Raw genomic sequence first — 13,891 nt, forward strand, 5'->3', positions numbered from 1 at the left:
AGAGAAGAGGCTATATGAACGATTCTCCTATCTTGTTTAAATATTAAACGAGTTATTGCAATTGGAATAGGTATATCAAACTAGTCGACATCCTGATGGATTATGTTTTTCTAGTAATCTATTACTTCTGATGGAATCGATAGATTGCTAGAAAGCGGAAAACAATTATTAGTATATTCCGAAGCAGGTGTAACAGAGTGTCCTTCCATAATTAAGGGTAAAACCAAAATACGTTTTTTTAAAGAATGATTTGTTAGAACAGGTTATAAGGAATAAAACAGAAAAGAGGATCACATGTTAGATACTTTACAGAGAAGTAAAAAGTTTTTTTTAGTATGTCTTATTTTTTTAGTGCTTTTAACCGCTTGTGGTAATACTGATGTTAAGACATCTAAAGCTTCGTTACCACCGGCTGAATCCAATATAGATACATCATTAAAAGCACCGAATTGGGTAGATAAAAGTCCTATCCAACAGTCTCCTAATTTTACGGAAGATAAAAAAGTACAATCGGTTGTGAATTTAATAGCTACGGGTGATAATTTATATCATGACGCAGTAATTAAAGATGGCAAACAAAAAGACGGTTCATATGATTATAATTATATTTATGAAAATATCAAAAAGGCTGTTAAATCAAGTGATCTTGCTATAGTGAACCAGGAGACTCCGATTGCCGGAAATAATTTAAAAGTACAGGGATATCCGACTTTCAATACACCTGAAGAAGTAGGCCAATCTTTAGTGGACACTGGATTCAATATAGTGACGCAAGCGACAAATCACGCTATGGATATGGGTATTAAAGGTGTTGCGAATACAAGAGAATACTGGAAAAAATATCCGGATGTTATCCCAGTAGGTATTAATGAGAGTAAAAACGAGCGTAATGAAATAAAAACGATTACAAAAAATGGTATTCGTTTTGCGTTACTAAATTATACATATGGTACGAATGGAATTAAAATTCCAGCTGATAAGTCTTGGGCTTTAAATTTAATTGATAAAAAAGCGATACAAAATGATGTGGAAAAGGCAAAGAGTAGCTCTGATATGGTGATTGTTATGGTGCATTGGGGAGTAGAATATACCTCAACACCTTCAAAGCAACAAAAAGAAGTTGCTCAATATTTAACAGATTTAGGTGTAGATGTAGTAATTGGAAATCATCCACATGTAATTCAACCAATTGAGTGGAAACAAAATAAAGATGGACATGAAACGCTAATCTATTATTCTCTTGGAAATCTTATTTCTGCGCAAGAAAAATTAGAAACATTAGTTGGAGGATTATCTTATGTACAATTTGTTAAGTATGAAGATAAAACTTTTGGTATACGACAAGCGGCAATCGTACCGACAGTAACCGACTATGCCGATGGTAAGAAACAATTTAAAATTCAATTTTTAAAAGATTATTCGGATGAAAATTCTAAAAAACATGGAATTAAAAAATTTGTCGGCCCCGTTTCTTTGAAGGATTTCAAGGAGATTCCTAGAGACGTGTTGGGAAATTGGTATAAAGACTAATAAACAAAAAGGGAATGAGATACAATTAAGAAATTTATAATTTTAGCATTGGTATTAGCAATGGGATGGAGTCTTGCTGCTTGTAGTGGAAAGCAAACATCTCAGGCAACTACTAATAATAACGATAAAAATAAAAATGAAATACATGCGAAGAAAAAAGATGTTTTACCTATCTCTGATGTTAATGATTGGAGAATTATCCTTGTAAATAGAGAGCATATGTTATCAAAGGAACTAGGAATTGAATTAACAAGTATCACTCAAAATGCGAAGCCAAATATGAAAATAGATAGTAGAATTGCAACTTCCTATCAGGATATGGTAGCAGCTGCAAAAAAAGAGGGAATCAATCTTTATTTAAGATCAGGTTATCGAGCTATAAAATTACAACAAACTTATTATGATGCTTCAGTTAAAAGCTATAAATCTCAAGGCTTGTCGGATAAAGAGGCTAGTGCTAAGGCTTTGGAATATCTTCAGTATCCTGGTGCAAGTGAACATCATACTGGATTAGCGTTAGACATTATTTCAGTTGAATGGCAGAATACTGTAGAAGATTTAAATGCAAAATTTGAAACTACCGATGCATTCAAATGGTTAGATAAGAACGCTGCAGAATATGGATTTACTCTCCGCTATCCAAAAGATAAAGAGAATATTACTGGCATTAAGTATGAGCCATGGCACTATCGTTATGTAGGAAAAGAAGTTGCCGTTTATCTAAAAGAAAAAGGGTTAACTTTAGAAGAATATAACGAAAAAATTAAGTCTGGTAAGTAAAAATATGCTTTAATTTTATTAAACATTATGCACTGCTACAAGAAAAGGTGAATCTGAGGATGTGTTAACCATCCACCTAGTATTGTAAAAACTGAGTATGATAATTTGAGCACGTACGAACCAGTTATCGTGTAAAAAGATGTATGTATTAAGAAATTAAAGTTAAGGATCTGATATTCATATCAGATCCTTTTTCTATTGTTCTTTTAAGAGCGACTGAGCCAAAATATTGGAATGAATATAGAAACAAAACAGCCCAAGAAATAGTATAACGAATCAGGGAGCCTACTCGTACGCTTCATTGGGATTATCCAGAAATAGTTGTTGATGAAATAAGAAAGAACTGGTCTTACTCTCAAGCAAGGATTTAATACGAATGAATTGGATAAAAGGTAGTAATAAAAAACACTGCGCCTGGCAGTGTTTTTTATTATTTCTGCACATAAATACATAGTCATATTGATTAAAGTTTCACTTTATTGAAGAAAAATGCGAAAGCCATTCATAAAATATGGAAATGTTAAAATCCCTTTGATAAAATAGCAATATGTAAAAATAATTATTTGTTAATTCTTAATGTAATGAATATTCATGTTTAAATATACGAATTTAACTACATAGTTATTGTGCTAAAGGGGGAGAAAGATGTTAGATGAATTGTACAATGCTTTTTTAAATGCGTCTGGTTTTACAGAAAGTGCGAGGAAACGAGATCGGTATGATGATTTACATGATTATTTAAAAGATAAAGAAAGAGAGTTAAAGCAATTCATTCAAGAGGCTGAATCAGCGAAGAGAGAGTATGAGAGTAAAAGTAATGGCTTAGAAGCTAATAAAATTCCGGCAGTTGAATTTGAACAAAAACGTCATGAAAAGGATGAAGAATTACATACATTAGTATCCTATTTTAAAAGTGCATTAAGCGATGTTGGATCTGCAAAAAGTACAGCTTATGCAAAGTATTTGGAATATAAAGCGAAAGCAGAATCGGAGAAAGCGTCAGCATACGCTGCAGCGACCAAGGCTTTTGAAGAAAAGAAAAAGGAATTTGAAAAACTTATCCATTAAGCATACAAAGAATGGAGGGAACCAACATGAGTGGTAAAGAGGTTGAAATTATAGGAAGTAACACTGCAAGTGCCATTTCTTACGCACAAAACATTGAAAATGGTATGAAGGATTCTTTAAACCAAGCGAAAGACTTAAAAGCATATGTCACAGGTGCGAAATGGAATGGAAAAACGAGAGATGCATTTTTAAGTTATCTTGATTTGATCATTCAATATAATTCAGAAATGGTAGAGGCATTTGAAGGACATACGAAAGCTTTGAAAGAGTTAGATAAAAGCATTCAAACGTACGGAGATAAATCGGAAGTAAGGGCGATAAAACAACTGTGATGGAGAAACGAGGGATAAAAGAATGGGGAAAGAAATGAGTTTTGCACCTGCTGAATTATATGTTCTCGCAGGTGCAGCTGGGGTTACCGATATATTTGGATTGCCAAACCGTGACGCAATTATTTTACTTGATGCAGAATGTGTCACGAAAGCAACTACGAGTTTAAAAGAAAAAGGCCTACTTACAAGTGAAAATGGAATTACCCCTGCAGCTTTTCAAATAATTGAACTATTAAAGGAATATGAAAATTGTCATGAATACACGAGAATGAATAATGTATTAATTGGCTTTTTAAATGAGGATAAAGACCGAGTGGCTGTATTAACAGAAATAGAACCAAATAAAAAATACGAGATCGACTACATACCAAAGCCGGACGTATATTTTTCATTATTAACACGCATTCCTTTCTTATTGAGAGAACCGAGGGAAATAGAAGATACATTTTTCTCAAAGAGAATGACAGAGACAGAACAACAAACATTTGAGGAAAAAGATTTATCAAATAAAGACGTTATAGCGATAGAAACGTATACGAGGCCTCGAAGTAATAGAGGAGGAAAATGGGAATGTTTCTTATATTTTACTGAAGGAGAAGATTTCGTTCAAATAGATGTAGATCGTAATCGATATGACTGGGTGAGCCTCTATGCGATTAATAAGAAATTGTATGACGTGTTAAAAATGCCATATAAAAAGTTAATTGACCCGAGACAATTCTCGTTAGGAGGTATTCAATAATGCAAGTATCAATGGGAGATAGTGGTTCTGGTGGTGGAGAAGAAGTATTAGTTAATTTTCAAGAACTACTTGATATAGTAATGAAGTTAGAAAATATATATAAAATCCATGTAGACGTCATTGGAACGAATATTGAGAGTTTATTAAGCTGTGATTTTTATCAAAAAGGTGAAGCGATGAGAGTAATTGAAAAATATCCTGATATATTACACAAAACACTAGAATTGGCTGAACACTATTCTAGGTCAGCGACAGTTGTAGGAAATGTATGTGTAGAAATGCTTGAAAAGGACGAACAATTACGTGAAATATTAAGTAAGTTGTAGAAATCACCATACGGCTGGGGGGATGAAAACGAGATGGATGTGAAATATAGACCTGAACCATGGCAAAACATGGGGGATGGTATGAATCGAATTACAAAAGATGCACTCATGAAATTACGGGAAGCAAATGAATCATTAAAAAGAATTGATGGAAGAATACGAGATTTAGACTCGGATGGTAGTATACATTTTAATCCTAAAGATCAATCGCAAAAAATCGGGGAATTACTTGATAGCTATTCGACATTACAAAAATATTGCGGAGAAGCAGGGCGATTAGTCTCTGAACATATAGATAAACCTTTTTTAGTAGAAATGGATAAATTTGCTCAAAAAATGAGAGATACATCTATTCTCAGTTTTGAAACAAATAACCGAATTGGCTCTACAACAACGACAGTATTACCAGGTGCGCATGCGGGCTACGGAAGTGTACCACAAACAATACAGAAGAAGAAAGATAAAATAACAGTAGAAGATATTTTTAAAGATTCACCTGCATTTGATAACGTACTGAGAGAGGAATACAAAGAACTAAAAAAACAAAATCCGGATGCAAAATTAAATTATGAAGAATACAAGAAAGTAGTCCCATCCACACGAGGATTTGAATACAAATCGATAGAAGATGAACAGAAAAAACTAGAAATGGTGCGAGACATAGGAATAGGCGTAGGAATCATCATCACAACAATCCTTTGTCCACCACTCGGGGCCGCTGCCGCAGTAGTATACGGAGGTGTACAAATAAAAAGCGGTATCGACGGAGAAGACTGGGGAACACATAGGAAATTGAGCCAAGAAGAGCGGGTAGGAAACATCATTTTTGGTGGATTAGATGCAATCCCAGTTGTTGGAGCAGTAGGAAAAGGAGTAAAAGCATTCAAAGGGACGAGTGAATTAGCCGATTTAGCCAAATTATTAAAATTCAAAGACGGAATGCCTGGTTTTAATCCAAATTTGGGTAAAAATGTGGTACAATCGCTTAAGGAAAATAAGACTTTAAAGAATGCACTAGATGCTATGAAAAATACTCCTATTCCAGTAGCAGTTAGGACGGTGGATACTGGAATAGGAATGAAGCTTCCTTATATAGAATCTTCAACTGTTGGAGAAGTAGCTGGAAAGTTTTCAAAGGCAAGTACGGCAGCTAAGGATGACGCTTATCAATTTGCTAAGGGTAGTGGTGGTAGTAACGCAAACCCAAACAAAATTAAACTAACCCCGGAAAGAGAAAAATACTATCGAATAAAAATAGATGAAGCCAAAGCACGGGGGGATTATAAGGAAGCAGATAACATTAGGTATAATCGTCATTGTGAAGAAACAAAAGAGCCTTTAGAACGTAAAGAGTGGGATGTTAAGCGTGAAAATTTAAAGAAAAGTCAAGAGCGTGGAAGAGAAGAAGAAATAAAAGGAAGAAAAGCTTTGGGAGAACACCTAAATCGTACATTAGAGGACAATAACTCTGGCAAGGTTGTTACGTATACATCCAGTGAAGGGCATCTTACGCGTCCAGATAGTATAGGTCGTAATGCTAAGGATGAAATCGATTTAGTTCATGATCACAAACACAAAATAAGTGACAAAGAACACGTTATTCATAATGACAGCCAAATGCGAGCTGAAAGAGAGATGCTCGAAGATAAAAATGGAAGTCATATTGTGACAATATCAAGCGATAAACCCGATTTGAATGGGATTCCTCCTCATCCAAGACCAAGTGGGCCTTTAGCGAAAGAGAGTGACATTTTCTATACTGATCCAAATAGTGGTAAAGTGACACATAAGTGGGAAGCGCACCCAGATATCCCTGGTGGAGGTATATGGATAAAAATATAGATAAGTATGTAACTTTACTTTTTAGTATTAAGGGGGATTTAAATGAAACCTAATTATTTTACAATTGCAATGTATCCTACAATATCGATTAATCAGGAAGAGATACTAGGTCGTCTTTTGAGCGTGTTTGATTCGAATGAAAAATTTGCTCCTACTCATTGGGGTAACAGTGAAACTGTACGGGTAGAATATAATCGTGAGGAAATTCTTGAAAAGGTGATTTTGGAACGTAAAGTATCAGAAGTACATTTGTATCGTGATAAAGCAGTGCACTATAGAGGAAGCTTTAAAGTTAACTGGAGTCATAGGTCATATCTTGAGTTTGAGTTTCATAAATCAATACCTAAAAGTTTATGGTCTGCTTTTTTTGAGTTATCCGATCAAATCGCAGAAATTGTAAAACCACGTTTTGGGGTGTCGCAAATCTTTTGGAAAGCGTCTTATCCATGGAATACAGAACGTGAACGGTTACATATGTGGATGAATATGTCTGCCTTACCTATACCGGTAAGGTTTCTTCCTAACGGTCCTTTGGGGGTAGGCGCTAAAACATATTTGAGTGGTCATATTTTAGACATGTTTGATAAGGAATTATTACTAAATAGCCCAGCTGTCGTATCAGAGCTGGATTGGGGTGGGATTTGTATAGACCTTTTACAAAATCCATTAGAAGCCGATATAGATATGTTACTTGATAGTTGGTTACATGTAATGAAATACTTAGAACCAGCTCAAGTAATGGCCATGCCAAGTTTTCATGAAAGTCGAATGGTTGTAACTTATTCTCCAAATGTTGCTTGGAAGGAGTATCTGGAAAGTTAAATGAAAGGAATTTGTAATCATGGATGAGAAAAATAATGATAGAATAAGAGTCATGGAAATATTAAATAGATCTCAATACAATGATGAAATTATAGATGGGCTAGATATGAGCAATTTAGATCTTACTTTTTCAGATTTGTCAGAGGTGATGGCAGAGGGTATCATGGCAAAACAAGTCCATTTAAGAGCTTCTTCACTAATGAGAGCATCTTTTTTTGATTGTGATTTTGAGTTTGCTGATTTCAGGAGCTGTAATTTAGAGGAAATACATATTGCAGATTGTAGATTTGGTGAAGCTAATTTCTCTAAAGCCAATATGAAATATGCAAAGGTAAATATAAGTAGTTGTTTTGAAACATGTTTTGATGAAGTTGATTTTTCATATGGAGAATTAGTTGGAACGATATTAAATCATGCTACTTTTCGACGAGCAAATTTATATAAAATAGATGCAAAACAGGCCGACTGTTCGGGAACGGATTTCAGCAACGCGAATCTTACAGAAGGTAACTTTGAAAAAGCATATTTAGAAGATGCTAATTTATCAGAAGTAAACGCTAGAAATGCAGATTTTACAAACGCAGATTTAACAGGAGCGACCCTTTTAAATGGTGATTTTACTGACGCGAATTTTACCGGTGCTAAACTTGACAATGTAGTTTGGACAGGAGCAAAGGTAGAAGGAGCCAAGTTTGACGAAAATGTGAAGGAACAAATCTTAAAAATGATTTAAATATGATGGGAAGTATATACATTTAAGCACTCGAAAACCTATGATTGGTAGCGAGTGCTTTTTTCTTAGAGATATTAGAGATTGCTAAATTAGTGAAAATCAATATAGATTATTTTTAAGGATTGTTAGATAGATTAAGTCGGGAATATTATATAATTGAAAATACAGTAGCAAAAGGTGTGGAATCCGTAACCCCATTCGCTAAAGGTGTAGCAATACTGCCAGATGGAAGTGTCGTTAGATCTGGAACGAACTATAGCGGGAAATTCCAAGAAGCCCATGATGCCTCAAAGGCGAGTATTCAGAATAGGATCTCGAATTTGGAGAGTGGTGGGGTTAAGGGTACGGGTGATAGAAGTAAGACAGCAAGTGAAGTTAATTTAAATAATATAGATGATTTTATTAACGGAACTAAGAATTTTGATGATGTATTAGATGATTATGCTCGACATTATATTGAGGTAATAGATATTAAAAACTGGTCTTGGGCCAATAATATTAAAGGTGGGAACAAATTAACAAGTAATAAAAGGAAAATGATAAAACAAAGAGCGGAAGAATTAGGTCTTATCCCGAAAGTTGAAGTGAAAAAAGTAGAAGGTATGCGCTATGGATTTGCTGATTTTGAAGGACTTGGTCTAGTAGTGCATAAAGATGAACTGCCAAAAAATTTATGGTTAAAAAGAGATGTAGAGCAATTTGACTGGTTGAACAACAGGCTTCCAGAAGATATAAGGGCTATGGTGGAAAATGGTTCTTATACGTGGCATCATACTGAAGTACCAGGGAAAATGCAACTAGTTCCTTACGGAATCCATGGTATTACTGTTCATAATGGTGGAAGGACTAAAGGAATGTGGGCAGATGCGCCAAGATAATAAAAAAAGGAGTGTTTTTGAATGGAAATTAAAAAAGAATCTATAATTTATCCGTTACCGTCTGATAGTTTAATATTAAAGAAAGAAGAATTTTGGAGAGTTCAACTACCGGTAGATTATAAGAACTTCATAAAAGTTAATAATGGTGGTTCCCCAGAAAAGAAATCTTTTGTGTGTAATAACCATAGCTATGCAGTTATTAGGTTTTTATGTATTCTTGAAGCCCCAGAAAATATTGAAATAGGTATGTTTGATATTGATGTAACGTGGACTCAGCTAGATGAGAGACTTACAGATGATGGAGATTTACTGGGAGTAGCTTTATTACCAATTGCTGTATTATTTGCCGGTGATTTTTTATGTTTAGATTTTAGAGAATCAAGAAATAACCCGAAGGTTTGTGTGTGGGATCATGAGAATTCTGCTGAACTTGAACCAGTAAGTCATCATGTTGCAGATACATTTGATGAATTTATGGGTATGCTTCACTAATACATCTATCTAGACAAAGCACATGATTAAAACTAAATAAAGGAACTCCAAAAAGATTTTTGAGTGATACAGGAAAAACAATGAGGAGTTTGACAATAATGACTCCTGATGGTTGTACCATCAGGGGCTACTATGTGCAATTCTAGAATAGAAAAGGAAGTACGAGCTTAGGCGAGATGACATTTTACTGGGTGATGAATATAAACATATGGAATGTATATTAAACTAATGAACTCGTACAAACTCGTACAAACTCGTACAAACTCGTAAGTTTTAAGATAGTATTTGTTATGAAGTATAAAAAGTGTCATATTGTTACTACAAAACTTATAAATTTATGCTGCTTAAAAACAAATGAACTTAAAGCGCTTGATTGTCTACGAAAGACAACAAGCGCTTTTTTATTAGATAGGCATGTTATAAATGTTTAGAAATTATTTTTATGAATTAAGGTTAACAGAAATTACTAGTATTATATAATTGAAAATACATTAGCAAAAGGTGTGGACTCCGTAACCCCAATCTTTAAAGGTGTAGAAATAATGCCAGATGGAAGTGTCGCTAGAACTGGAACGAACTATAGCGGGAAATTCCAAGAAGCCCATGATGCCTCAAAGGCGAGTATTCAGAGTAAGATCTCGAATTTGGAGAGTGGTGGGGTTAAGGGTACGGGTAAAGTATATCCAACTAGACAAATAGATTCAGTAACAGAAGCGCATATAATTGATAGAGTGAAGGAACTAAGAGGAAATTTATCGAGTAAATATAAGAAATCTGGTAATTTTGCTGTTGCCGAAGTGGATGTCAGTGGGATAAGCAAATCGGAATTTTATGCTCAAAGTAGCATAAATGAACTTAAGGGAAGTCTTGAGCATAAGGTGCCTGATATTTCTTTACAACCTGAAAATCCAATGTTTAAGGCTACAGAAGCAGTTGGTAAAAATGGATTTAATTATTTAAGGAATACAGATACTGAGTATAAAATACTAAATGATATAGCTTCTAGGCTTGGGGATAATACACAAGCTAGTGGTAGAATTAAGTTATTTACAGAATTGGATACTTGCGACAGTTGTAATAAAGTTATAGCAGAGTTTGCAGCTAAATATAAAAATATTGAATTAGAAGTCGTACACAACAATGGTAATAGAATTATTCCTTAAACTAAATTCTTTGGAGGAAAGTAATTATGAAAGATTGGGAGTATAATGAATTATTTGAAGCAATTCAGGAGACATATAAAGAGTTGTTAGATGAAGCTAGGGGATATAAGTATGCTATAGCAAAACTATCAGATGAGTTTGATAACTTAGGTAAGATAGAAGATGTTATTGTTGATACTGCTATTGGTGAGATTGCAATTGGACATGATAAAGTTTTTATTGGGCTTATTGAAGGTATAACAAGGAGATTAAGCAAGTTTAATCCACAAGAAGCAGGAGATGAATTAACATTAGAAGAAATAAAAGACTTATCGAGAAGAATAAATAAAGTAATAGAAGGACTAAAAAATGTAGAGGTTGATTATAATCCTTCAGCAGAATAAAGGTTAGTGTTTTAGAAAAAGAAATAAGTGTTTGAAAGTAAGTACTTCATGATGGTTGTACCATCATAGAGTATTATGTGCAATGATAGAATAGGAAAAGAAGTACGAGCTTAGGCGAGATGACATTTTACTGGGCGATGAATATAAACACATGGAATGTATATTAAACTAACGAACTCGTACAAACTCGTAAGTTTTAACGTAGTAGTTGTCATGACGTATAAAAGGTGTCATACTGTTACTACAAAACTTACAAATTTAATGCTACTTAAAAATAGATGAACTTAAAGCACTTGATTGTCAATTATGGCAACAAGTGCTTTTTTGCATTTTAGCGTAGAAATAAGTTGGTAAACGTATAATTTTATAAGTGCATTAATTGTTAATTTTTATAGATTGTAATGGCTGTGTACAGGGTATGACGATAGTAGAAGAAAAAATAAAGGGTTGTGTTATTTTTTGAATTCATCGTAAAGTACGTTTTAACGGATGGACGTTATGCACACGTTATCCGCAAAAAACGGGTAAACGTTACAGGAACTTTAATTGCTGTAACGGGAGAGGAATCAATATGGAAGAGAAAGTAGTTGGTTATGTACGAGTTTCAACAGAAGGACAAGTGCGTGAAGGTTATAGCTTAACGTATCAAGTAGAAGAAATCGAACGTTATTGTATGGAAAATAACTTACAATTGCTTCATGTATATGAAGATAGAGGACTAAGTGGCGCAACTGTTGATGAAAATGGATTAACAGTTGAACGTGAAGGCTTACAAGAACTATTGTCAGATATGGCATATCAACAAGTGAGGCGCGTGATTGTATTAAATACATCTCGGTTATGGCGCTCTGATATGGCAAAAGTATTAATACAACGAGAGCTAAAGAAACATAAGGTTGATGTGAAAGCGATTGAACAACCCAATTATAGTATATACACGCATGACCCAAATGATTTTTTAGTAAATGGCATGTTAGAACTACTAGATCAATATCAACGTCTCGAGATTGCATTGAAGCTGAGTAGAGGCAGAAAGAAGAAAGCGGAACAAGGTGGATATGCGGGTGGCGGTGTGATGTTTGGGTACACAGTCAAGAAAGGACAAAAAGTGTTAGAAGTAGATGCAGAAAAAGCAGTGGTTGTACGTAGACTATTTGAGTTACGACACTTTTTTAGGCAGTGGTCGCTGACTCAATTGGCAGAACGACTGAATGCAGAAGGCTATCGTACAGAGAAAGGGAAACGGTTTACGAAAGTACAAGTGAAACGCATGTTAGACCGGGAGAGCTTTTATCGAGGGATATACACATATGGTCAAATACAGACAAATGGGAAACATTCAGCAATTATTTTATAAACTCACTTAAAAAATTAGCTCATTTTACTATACATACTACTAGAGTGATGAAAATGGCTAGGCTTGCGTACCTATGCGCATCGGAAGATGAACGCTCGAACTAAGGTTGCCGACATTTTTATATATGACTAAATCATTGAATAGAGGGATGAGTTATGCATCATAGGCAGAACTATTTGTATGTAGGAGTAGATTTACATAAAGAGCAGCATACGGCTGTTATGATTAATTGTTGGCAAGAGAAACTAGGAGAAATACAATTTGAGAATAAACCATCTGCATTTTCGAAGTTCTTATTAGAAGTAGAGACATATGTGTGTGATGGGATAACTGTTGTATTTGGTTTAGAAGATGTTGGTGGTTATGGAAGAGCGTTAGCGAAATATTTAGTAGACCATGAACGAGTTGTGAAAGAAGTAAATCCAGCTTTATCATTTTTAGAGCGAAAGAGCCAAGTGATGATACAAAAAAATGATAGTTGGGATGCGGAATGTGTAGCACGCATACTGATAAACAAATTTAATCAACTGCCAGATGCAAAGCCAAACGATTTATTTTGGTCGATACAACAACTAGATTCAAGAAGGAATGCATTAGTAAAAGCACAAAGTGCATTAAAGAACCAACTACATATTCAATTAAACCATCATTATCCAAGCTATAAAAAGTTTTTCTCAGAGTTAGATGGAAAAACAGCATTAGCATTTTGGCAGCAATATCCGTCACCCTCTTGTTTAGAGGGGGTAAATATAAAGCAATTAACAGCTTTTTTATTAGATGTTAGCAACAATACATGTTCAGTAAAGAAAGCAAGCGACATATTAAAACTTGTAAAAGAAGATGGACAAACAATGAAAGAGTATCAAGAAACGCGAGATTTTTTAGTAAGAAGTATTGTACGGGATATTGAGTTTAAAAAGAGGGAAATGAAATACATCGAAAGAGAATTAAAACGGTTATTAAATCTACTAGATTATCAATTAGAGACGATGCCGGGAATAGAACTTGTGACGGCATCAGCATTAATTGCAGAAATTGGGGATGTAAGGCGATTTCCAAATGCCAACAAATTAGCACGATTCGCGGGGATTGCGCCTGTTTACTTTGGTTCTGGTGGGAAAGGTAAGACACACAAAAGCAAACAAGGAGACAGGGCGCTACATGCTTTATTTTATAATTTAGCTGTACAGCAAGTGCAAGTAGCAAAAGGAAGTAAGTTACCCAGAAACCCAGTGTTTCATGCATATTATCAAAAGAAACTTAAAGAGGGAAAAACAAAAGGACAAGCATTGGTATGTATTATGAGAAGGCTTGTAAACATTGTATATGGCATGATGAAATATAAAACAGCTTATGAATTGCCGGTAGTGGAAGAAAAAGAAGTAGTTTAATAAGGTTTTACATGGTTTGCTTTTTTATTGTGAGAGTTTAAGATTACAACAT

General features: G+C 34.5%; 16 protein-coding genes. All 16 read left to right on the top strand.

Features of this window, described 5'->3' with window-relative positions:
• The first annotated feature begins 294 nt into the window (after positions 1–294).
• The 16 genes from ACTFR8_RS16240 (at position 295) to ACTFR8_RS16315 (ending at position 13,839) form a co-directional block, all read left to right on the top strand.
• The gene (locus tag ACTFR8_RS16240; protein WP_000887599.1) at positions 295–1,530 is read left to right on the top strand and encodes a CapA family protein; all 1,236 of its coding nucleotides are present in this window, start codon (positions 295–297) and stop codon (positions 1,528–1,530) included.
• 48 nt (positions 1,531–1,578) lie between these two features.
• On the top strand, positions 1,579–2,310 hold the full coding sequence (locus ACTFR8_RS16245) for a M15 family metallopeptidase (RefSeq protein ID WP_000241986.1): 732 nt from the start codon (positions 1,579–1,581) through the stop codon (positions 2,308–2,310).
• 645 nt (positions 2,311–2,955) lie between these two features.
• Complete coding sequence (locus ACTFR8_RS16250; protein WP_000883470.1) at positions 2,956–3,378, top strand: hypothetical protein; 423 nt, start codon at positions 2,956–2,958, stop codon at positions 3,376–3,378.
• Between the two features lie 26 nt (positions 3,379–3,404).
• A complete protein-coding gene (locus tag ACTFR8_RS16255) occupies positions 3,405–3,710 on the top strand; it encodes a WXG100 family type VII secretion target (RefSeq protein ID WP_000014535.1) in 306 nt (101 codons plus the stop codon).
• 22 nt (positions 3,711–3,732) lie between these two features.
• Positions 3,733–4,452: a DUF5081 family protein gene (locus ACTFR8_RS16260; RefSeq protein WP_252209634.1), complete on the top strand. Its 720-nt coding sequence runs from the start codon at positions 3,733–3,735 to the stop codon at positions 4,450–4,452.
• Positions 4,452–4,778: a hypothetical protein gene (locus tag ACTFR8_RS16265; protein ID WP_001198201.1), complete on the top strand. Its 327-nt coding sequence runs from the start codon at positions 4,452–4,454 to the stop codon at positions 4,776–4,778. Before ACTFR8_RS16260 ends, ACTFR8_RS16265 begins: the two co-directional genes overlap by 1 nt.
• 33 nt (positions 4,779–4,811) lie before the next feature.
• Complete coding sequence (locus ACTFR8_RS16270; RefSeq protein ID WP_044584686.1) at positions 4,812–6,620, top strand: hypothetical protein; 1,809 nt, start codon at positions 4,812–4,814, stop codon at positions 6,618–6,620.
• A gap of 42 nt (positions 6,621–6,662) precedes the next feature.
• The gene (locus ACTFR8_RS16275) at positions 6,663–7,442 is read left to right on the top strand and encodes a hypothetical protein (RefSeq protein WP_098379139.1); all 780 of its coding nucleotides are present in this window, start codon (positions 6,663–6,665) and stop codon (positions 7,440–7,442) included.
• A gap of 19 nt (positions 7,443–7,461) precedes the next feature.
• Positions 7,462–8,175, top strand: coding sequence for a pentapeptide repeat-containing protein (locus tag ACTFR8_RS16280; RefSeq protein ID WP_000343658.1), 714 nt, complete (start codon positions 7,462–7,464; stop codon positions 8,173–8,175).
• A 122-nt stretch (positions 8,176–8,297) separates the two neighbouring features.
• Positions 8,298–9,053 (top strand): HNH endonuclease, encoded by a 756-nt coding sequence (locus ACTFR8_RS16285; protein ID WP_165852348.1) that lies wholly within the window; start codon positions 8,298–8,300, stop codon positions 9,051–9,053.
• Positions 9,054–9,074: 21 nt separating this feature from the next.
• Positions 9,075–9,545, top strand: coding sequence for an SMI1/KNR4 family protein (locus ACTFR8_RS16290; RefSeq protein WP_044584685.1), 471 nt, complete (start codon positions 9,075–9,077; stop codon positions 9,543–9,545).
• A 542-nt stretch (positions 9,546–10,087) separates the two neighbouring features.
• Entirely contained in the window at positions 10,088–10,708 is a 621-nt protein-coding gene (locus ACTFR8_RS16295; protein WP_234483322.1) for a deaminase domain-containing protein, read from the top strand.
• 26 nt (positions 10,709–10,734) lie between these two features.
• Complete coding sequence (locus ACTFR8_RS16300; RefSeq protein ID WP_000656075.1) at positions 10,735–11,091, top strand: Imm3 family immunity protein; 357 nt, start codon at positions 10,735–10,737, stop codon at positions 11,089–11,091.
• A gap of 449 nt (positions 11,092–11,540) precedes the next feature.
• A complete protein-coding gene (locus tag ACTFR8_RS16305; RefSeq protein ID WP_080449845.1) occupies positions 11,541–11,678 on the top strand; it encodes a hypothetical protein in 138 nt (45 codons plus the stop codon).
• Positions 11,663–12,448, top strand: a complete 786-nt coding sequence (locus ACTFR8_RS16310) for a recombinase family protein (RefSeq protein ID WP_000391698.1) — start codon at positions 11,663–11,665, stop codon at positions 12,446–12,448. Before ACTFR8_RS16305 ends, ACTFR8_RS16310 begins: the two co-directional genes overlap by 16 nt.
• A 155-nt stretch (positions 12,449–12,603) precedes the next feature.
• A complete protein-coding gene (locus tag ACTFR8_RS16315; protein WP_044584683.1) occupies positions 12,604–13,839 on the top strand; it encodes an IS110 family transposase in 1,236 nt (411 codons plus the stop codon).
• Positions 13,840–13,891 lie beyond the last annotated feature (52 nt).

It is taken from the genome of Bacillus cereus group sp. MYBK15-3 (assembly GCF_051916765.1).
Classification (GTDB): Bacteria; Bacillota; Bacilli; order Bacillales; family Bacillaceae_G; genus Bacillus_A; species Bacillus_A cereus.